This is a genomic window from Streptomyces canus, from assembly GCF_001514145.1.
GTDB classification, from domain to species: Bacteria; Actinomycetota; Actinomycetes; order Streptomycetales; family Streptomycetaceae; genus Streptomyces; species Streptomyces canus.
In genome coordinates this window covers 71,947-78,857 of record NZ_KQ948685.1, presented here as the reverse complement: position 1 = coordinate 78,857, position 6,911 = coordinate 71,947, and the positions used below count along the sequence as shown (strand labels likewise).

Here is a 6,911-nt window from a genome sequence, read left to right as displayed (position 1 = left end):
GAGGATCCACCAACGATTGCGATGTGGTGAGTCTGGGTGCGGGTGGGTGGAAACAGTGGTCGTTCCAAGCGTGTCGTCGGAGGGTTGGGACATGACGAAACTCCAGGTGAAGTGGTGTTGGTGAGGGGAAATCCGGTGTCGAGGGCGCGGGACGGCTGCGTCGGCGCGGCTCGCCTTGTGGTCCGGTCGGCGTGGGAACCGGGAAGCCGGTCGGTTCGCCACGCTGCATGGCGCGTCCGGCCACCTGGCCGGGGCGGGCGGCCTCGCGCTCGATCAGCGGCCCTTTGAACAGTCGGAGAGCAGTCGGTCGGCTCAATCAGCCGGGGCTGCTCTTGCCGTGTCGCCAGTAGCTGAGGAAGACGACGTCGGTGAGCTGCTGAAGGTAGGAGGCGGCGGCGTTGGCCCGGGACAGGCGCAGTCCTCCGGTGAGACGGGTGAGGTTCTCCAGACACCTTTTTGTGTCTCATCTGAGTGACTTCCGAAGCGTGCCCGTGGCTCTGGAGGTGCCTCCCCGTTGGCCCTTGGCATACGCGCGAACATGCCCGGCCGCGTACGCCGAGTCTCGGAGGTGTTGTGCAGCTCTACTTCGCGAAGCACCGTGCTGTGTGGCGGGTTGGGGATGTAGCGGGGATTAATCGCGCCCTACTGGAAGACGTGCTGCAGCGCTATAGGCTGCCCGCCGGGACGCCGGTCCTCCTCGATGATGCGATGCGGCCCGTCGAGCCGCTGTCGTCGTGGTTCCGCAGGTTGGCCTGGTGTCGTACTGGCTCGAAAACGATGCGGACATACGCCTATGCGGTGCTGATGCTGCTGGGCTTTCTCCGCGCCCGTGGCCAGGACCTACGCTCTGCAACCGAGTCGGACATCGTCCAGTTCGAGCAGTGGCGGCGCCAGCACGCAGAGAAGACCGTCGAGGAGCCGACATGGGACAAGGACGCGGCCGCGATCGGGCAGCTCTACGATTTCCTGGTCGACATCGGTTATGTCGCGGCCCGCCCCTGGCGATCAACGCCGCGGGGCAACTCGCTGGGCAGCGGCATCAGCACGGACGTCCGGGTCCGGCACATGGAGATCGAGCAGTACATCTACTTCCGGGACGTCGGCTTCGGCGGGCTTACGCCGGATGCCGAACTGGACACGTCGTTCCGTGGCTGGCGGCCACACCGCAACCGAGCGGCCTGCGAACTCGCTCTGCTGACCGGCATGCGCATCCAGGAGTGGTCCACGCTGCTGCTGCCTGAACTCGGGCTGGAGGCTAGCGCCCGGCCTTACACAACGGACGTCGACCTGGCGGCCTGCGCAAAGAGAAAGCAGCCCCGATCCGTCTATGTCCCGACCGACGCGATGGAACTACTCGACCCCTACCTGACCATCGAGCGTCCGGAGATCGTAGCGAAGGCCCAGCGCACACTGCGGCGCCAGCATCGAGACCTGTTCGTGGTAACCCGCATCGAGGCGAACGGCCGCAAGTTCCGCGGTGTCCTGGAGGGCCGCACGATCACGCGGGTGGTCAAGGACATGGATCCGGACCTGCGCAGGATCACGGTGCTAGAGACCGGCGGCGGCCTCGAGCCCCTGGCACTCTTCCTCGGCCGCGGTGGGAAGATGCTTACCTTCTCGGGCTGGGACCGGGTCCGCTGGCGGGCCTGGGAACGGATGGAGAGCTGGTCGACACACCATTCCGGCCCGCAGATGCCCCGGCGCTGCTGGGTCTATCACGACCTGCGGCACACCTTCGCCCTGCGGCTGCTGATCTTCTTGACCAGGGAAGGTCTCGGCGACGCAAAGGCCCAGGAACTGCCCGTGGCGACGCTGCTGGACCATATGACCGGCAACCCGCTGCTGATCGTCCAGCGGCGACTCGGTCACCTGCGGCCCTCGACCACCTACCGCTACGTCCGCTATCTGAAGGACCCGATGCGGGAGGTCGACGATGCCTTCCGCGAGTGGACCGCGGCTGGCGGCGCCTCCTATATCACCATCGCCCGTCACATGATGAGCCTGGAAGAGCACGCCCATGCCGCGCAGAGGTGAGTACACCCGCGACTTCCCCATCCCCGCGCCTCGCTCGGCCGAGCCTGAGCCGGCCAGGATCGGCCTGCGGGAGGTGATCGCCTTCGAGAGCAATGGTGACAAGGTCGTCTTCACGCTCGACCCGTCGGACTTCACCTGCTCAGTGCTGGTGGGACAGCTGGCTGACGAGTGGGGTGAGTTGGCTGCGGCCGAGACCTGGTCGGCCAGCACCGTCCGATCCTACCGGACGGCGATCGAGTCGTTCTGCGAGCACGTTGACGCCACCGTCCCTCGCGCTGGTTCGGCCTCGCTGGGCGGGGCCGAACCGGATCTCCATTTCGCAGTGACCGAGTGGATCCGCCTGCTGCCAGGTGACTTCCTGCCCGGTTCGCGGATGCCAGCTTGGCACGCGGGGCGGATCCGGACCCTGATCGCACGGCGGATCGAGCACCCCGACCGGTCCGTCGCGGGACACATGCCCGGATGGGTGGGCGGTGCCCTCGGTCTGCGCCGTGGACAGTGCGTCGAGCTGGACGAGTTCACCCGGGCTGACAAGAAGGCCTTGGTCCAAGCGGCCTGGGCTGACCATCTGGCGATCAAGGCGCGGGTCGAGCGCGGGTGGGAGTTCGCCCAGAGCGGCTCCAATCCGGCCGAAGGAGGCTGGCACGAGCTGGCGAATCTCCTCTGGGCCATCGCTCATCAGGAGGGGGCCTGCGAGGAGATCATCCGGCAGCTGCCGCCGTGGCGGGACATGCCGGCGTCTCTTCGTGATCTGTTGCCTGAGGGTGTCGAGCCACGTTCCGGGAAGCGGATGTTGGTGCGGTTCCTGGTCCGTCAGCTCTATCTGCACAACCTGGACCTGCAGAGCTACCGGATCTTGCTGATGGCGGCCACCGGCCGGTCCGCTGAGGAAGTCGCTTCTCTGACCGAGGACACCATCGAGTTCGGGCCTCGCAGCGTGTTGATCGATTTTGCCAAGGGGCGGGCACACGCTCAGATGCGGCAGGCCTTCAGCGCCTCCGGCACCGCTTCGGCGGCCTCTTTGCATCCTGGCCGACCGCGTCTGGACGCCGCCGACCTGGTCCGGACCCTCCTTGAGCTGAGCCGACCACTGGCCAGGAGAGCCGGAGCCGACCCGGTCCCGCTGTTCCTGAAGGCGTCCTTGGACATCCACTCGCTGCGGATCGCGCCGTTCGACGGCGCCCAGGCCGGCACCAGTCTCGTCAGCTGGCTTCAGATTCATGGCGTCCACGTCGACGGGCCAGCCGACATCCGCCGACTGCGCAAATCCGGAAAGGTGGAGAAGGCCATCGCTTTCCAGGGCCGCGTCAGCGACATCGCCGACGACCACAGCGAGGAGGTCTTCCGCCGCCACTACGCGCATGGCACAACGCTGCGGGTCATCTCGGGGAACGTGATCACCGCCGCGCAGAGTCGCTGGTTCGCCCAGGCCATCGATGGACCCGTCGTGCTCACCGGAGACGCCGAGCAAACCCTTGAGGAGCCGGGGTCGGCCGACGCACTCGGCTTGACTCGTGAGGAAATCGAGGACCTGCGCTCCGGCCAGCTCAACATGGGCGTCTCCAGCTGCAAGGACCCCTTCTCGTCCCCTTTCGGCCGCCCGGGGCAGCTCTGCCCAGTCGCACCGACCCGCTGCCTGGAATGCCGTAACGCGTTCGTGCTGCCCTCGAACCTGCCCCAACTGCTGCTTTTCGCTGACCACTTGGCCCAGCTCCAGCTCCGCTCGTCGCCCCAGCACTTCCACGCGCTCTGGGGGCAGAGCCGCATCAACGTTAACGAGGCAATCAGGGCCCGCACTGACGCCGAGATCGCCGAGGCCCACCGACAGATCGCTGCCGAGGGCCTGTCCCTGCAGCTTCCCCTTGCCGCGCACGTGGAGTTCGACGCATGACCCGCCTGCCCCTGCCCGAACCTCGCTCAATTTTCCGGGACGACGAACCGGTGATCCAGTCACACCGCCTGCTGCCCGGCGCGAAGTTGCCCCGGTTCGGGGACACCGGCTGCTGGGACTTCAACGGAGTGATCTACCGGCCGGTGAACCAGGACCGGGCCAACTCGCGGCTCCGGCTGCACTGCCTGGGCCCGCGCTGGAACCTCCTGGCCCGCGAACTGGCCATGATCTGGCTCAACCCGCGCCATCCTGCCGTTCTCGCCCACGGCATTCATCTGCGAGCCACTCCCTACGAGGTCAACACCATCCGGACACGGATCGCCCACCTCCGCGCGCTGGCCCAGTTCGGCACCGACCACCGACTCCCCGACGACATCACCCAGTGGTCGGACGAGGACCTCCACCGCTACGTCGACCACCACAACACCCCGGGAACCTCCACCGCCACCGACCACATCACGGTCATCCGGTCCCTACACCAGTTCCGCCACATCCTGGCCTGCGGCGGCCGGGAGAAAGACCCCTGGCCCGGGCTGAGCGTCCACAAGATTCTCGACATCCCGCGGGACGCCGAGCTGAAGACCCCCGTGGTCACGCCCGAGACCTGGTTCCCGCTCGTCCGCGCTGCCTGGACCTACATCGACGTCTTCGGCCCTGACATTCTCAAGGCCCTGGACAGATGGCAGGCCATCCAAGCTGGCTTTTACAACGGTCCCATCGCCGAGATCCACCGTCGCTTCGCGGCATGGCTCGCCGACCCCGCAAGCCGCGTCCCCATCCGCGTGGCCGGGGATCCACTGGGCACGATCAACTGGACGTTGTTGGGCGCCCTGGTCGGCCGCAGCCCCCGCAAGGCCAGGTTCTTCCCCGCCCATAGCAAGGCCGGCCTCGAACGCCGCCGAGTCGTCGAGCGACTCGCCGCCGAGGGCAAGACCCAGTTCGGTCTACTGCCCGAGCTGGCCGAGGTCGAGCGACCGGACGGCAGCCGCGGCCCCTGGAGCGAATCGCTCCAGCCCCAGCAGCTGCACTTTGAGGCCGTGGCCCTACGCAATGCCTGCTACTGCTTCGTCGTCGCGCTGTCGATGATGCGGGACTCCGAGATCCGCGAAATCACCAAGGGGTCCATCGTCGAGCACTTCGGCACCCCGGCAGTGAAGTCGACCAAGCGGAAACTGGATGCAGACCTGCCCACCAAGCACTGGTGGATCGTCAGTCCGGTCGCCCGAGCCATCGAGACTGCCGAGCAACTGTCCCAGCACCCCGAACTGGCCTTTGCCTCCGTCCCCGGCTACGACCCGGACACGCTCTTCAGCAGCGGCGACGCGCTCGTCGACTTCGTCAGGCGTGTCAATGACCAGCGCCACGTGACCGGGCTCGACGAGATCCCGCCACAGCACGTAACACCGCACATGTTCCGCCGGACCATGGCGATGCTCACCCGGGACTTCCCCGGCTCCGAGATCGCCGTCGGCATGCAGCTCAAACACGTCGCCACCAGAGCCTAGCCAACCGGACCACCAGCGGATACATGGAGCGCGACCCATCCTGGGCACGGTACCTCCATGAAGCGATCGCCGAGCGCCGCTTCGAACGGCTAAAGGAACTCTTCGCCGCGGACAGCCGGGGCAGCGCTATCGGCTTCGGCCCCGGCGCCGACCGGATGCGCGAGGCATTCGCCGCGGTCCGTCAGCAGGCGGAAGTGCTGCGCGCCACCGGCCAGGCCAAGCGCGGCGACATCCGCGTCGAGCACAGCCTGCTGCGACGCACCCGCTTCTCGATCCGGTTCGGCAAGCTCAACCACTGCACCATGAACGACGACGACCCCGCGGGCGCCAAGTGCATCGAAGACGCCGTCGTTCCCGAAGGGCACCGCGGCCCCCTCCTGGACCGCTGCCAGCCATCCCGATGTGCAAACAGCGTCCTCGGCCCTGAGCACCTGCCAATCTGGAAGGCCGAACACGCTTCTCTGAACCGCCTGCGAGCCGACTCCTCGCTGCCCAAGAACCGCAAGGCCCTCCTTGACGCCCAACTCCACGAGGTCAACCTCATGATCCGGAAGGCCGAGCAGTGACCGTCTCACCCAAGACCAAGCAGGCACTCCGCGAAGCGATGGAACGGCTACTCACCGGCCAGTCACAGCACACCGACGGCAATCTGACCAAGAACAACCTTTGCCGCGAAGCCCAGATCAGCAGGGCCACCATGAACCGGGCCACCGACGTTCTCACCGAATGGGACAACCGGGTCAAGACCAGCGCCGCAGGCCTCCGAGAACACCAGCACGACGCGGAACTCGCCGAGCTCCGCCGCAAACTCCGCAAGAGCCGGGCGGAATGTCACCGGCTTCAGGATCAGGTCGACGCCGCGGCAACCGTCATCATGACCCTCCTCGCCGAGAACGCCGCACTCCGCGAGCACAAGATAAGCAGCTCAGCCGCCGTCATCCCGCTTCCTCTCGGCCGAGCGCGATCCACGCAAGAATGAAAGTGATCAGCCACTGCGGCAACAACTTGGGCAACAGCCAACACCCTGCGCGCGAACACCGTCCTGCACTACGGCAAGGACGGCACGCTGACCGGCCCGGACAAGGAGCACGCCGAGACCTCAGAGGGTTCCGTGAGGCTATGTCCGTAATGCCGTTGGCTCTAGGGTAGAGCTGCTGGTGGCGGGCTGGGCGAGGTCCGCCGGTGGCAGCGGGACGGCATCTGGCACCGGATCCTCATGCGGCTCCAGTCCCTGGCCGACGCGAAGGGGGCGATCACGTGGGACCTGAGCGTCGACTCCACGGTGTGCCGCGCTCATCAGCATGCGGCCAGGGCCCGCAAGCAGGGTGACCTACAGAAGGAACCACCAGGCGGGGTCTTCACCGAGCCGGGTGATCACGCGCTTGGTCGCTCGCGCGGCGGGCTCACCACCAAGCTGCACCCAAGGACTGTCCGGCGGATCATGGCCGGAGCCCAGATGGGGACAACGGCTGCCCGCCGCG

The 6,911-nt window shown here is 66.9% G+C and carries 5 protein-coding genes and 1 pseudogene; all 6 read left to right on the top strand.

Going from position 1 to position 6,911, the window contains the following annotated elements; all coding sequences use genetic code 11:
- Positions 1-573: 573 nt before the first annotated feature.
- Positions 574-2,034: a site-specific integrase gene (locus tag AQJ46_RS48520; protein ID WP_159064227.1), complete on the top strand. Its 1,461-nt coding sequence runs from the start codon at positions 574-576 to the stop codon at positions 2,032-2,034.
- Positions 2,018-3,925, top strand: coding sequence for a hypothetical protein (locus tag AQJ46_RS48515; protein WP_059211758.1), 1,908 nt, complete (start codon positions 2,018-2,020; stop codon positions 3,923-3,925). Before AQJ46_RS48520 ends, AQJ46_RS48515 begins: the two co-directional genes overlap by 17 nt.
- The gene (locus tag AQJ46_RS48510) at positions 3,922-5,430 is read left to right on the top strand and encodes a hypothetical protein (RefSeq protein WP_059211757.1); all 1,509 of its coding nucleotides are present in this window, start codon (positions 3,922-3,924) and stop codon (positions 5,428-5,430) included. Before AQJ46_RS48515 ends, AQJ46_RS48510 begins: the two co-directional genes overlap by 4 nt.
- Positions 5,431-5,453: 23 nt before the next feature.
- Positions 5,454-5,996: a hypothetical protein gene (locus AQJ46_RS53545; RefSeq protein WP_225887639.1), complete on the top strand. Its 543-nt coding sequence runs from the start codon at positions 5,454-5,456 to the stop codon at positions 5,994-5,996.
- Positions 5,993-6,409, top strand: a complete 417-nt coding sequence (locus tag AQJ46_RS48500) for a hypothetical protein (protein WP_225887638.1) — start codon at positions 5,993-5,995, stop codon at positions 6,407-6,409. Before AQJ46_RS53545 ends, AQJ46_RS48500 begins: the two co-directional genes overlap by 4 nt.
- Before the next feature lie 198 nt (positions 6,410-6,607).
- Positions 6,608-6,850 (top strand): annotated as a pseudogene (locus AQJ46_RS59275) (IS5 family transposase); the annotation flags it as partial.
- Between the last annotated feature and the right edge of the window lie 61 nt (positions 6,851-6,911).

Excerpts from the sequence above, each read along its gene's own strand:
- AQJ46_RS48510 (WP_059211757.1), top strand. The coding sequence starts at position 3,922 with ATGACCCGCCTGCCCCTGCCCGAACCTCGCTCAATTTTCCGGGACGAC.
- AQJ46_RS53545 (WP_225887639.1), top strand. The coding sequence starts at position 5,454 with ATGGAGCGCGACCCATCCTGGGCACGGTACCTCCATGAAGCGATCGCC.
- AQJ46_RS48515 (WP_059211758.1), top strand. The coding sequence starts at position 2,018 with ATGCCGCGCAGAGGTGAGTACACCCGCGACTTCCCCATCCCCGCGCCT.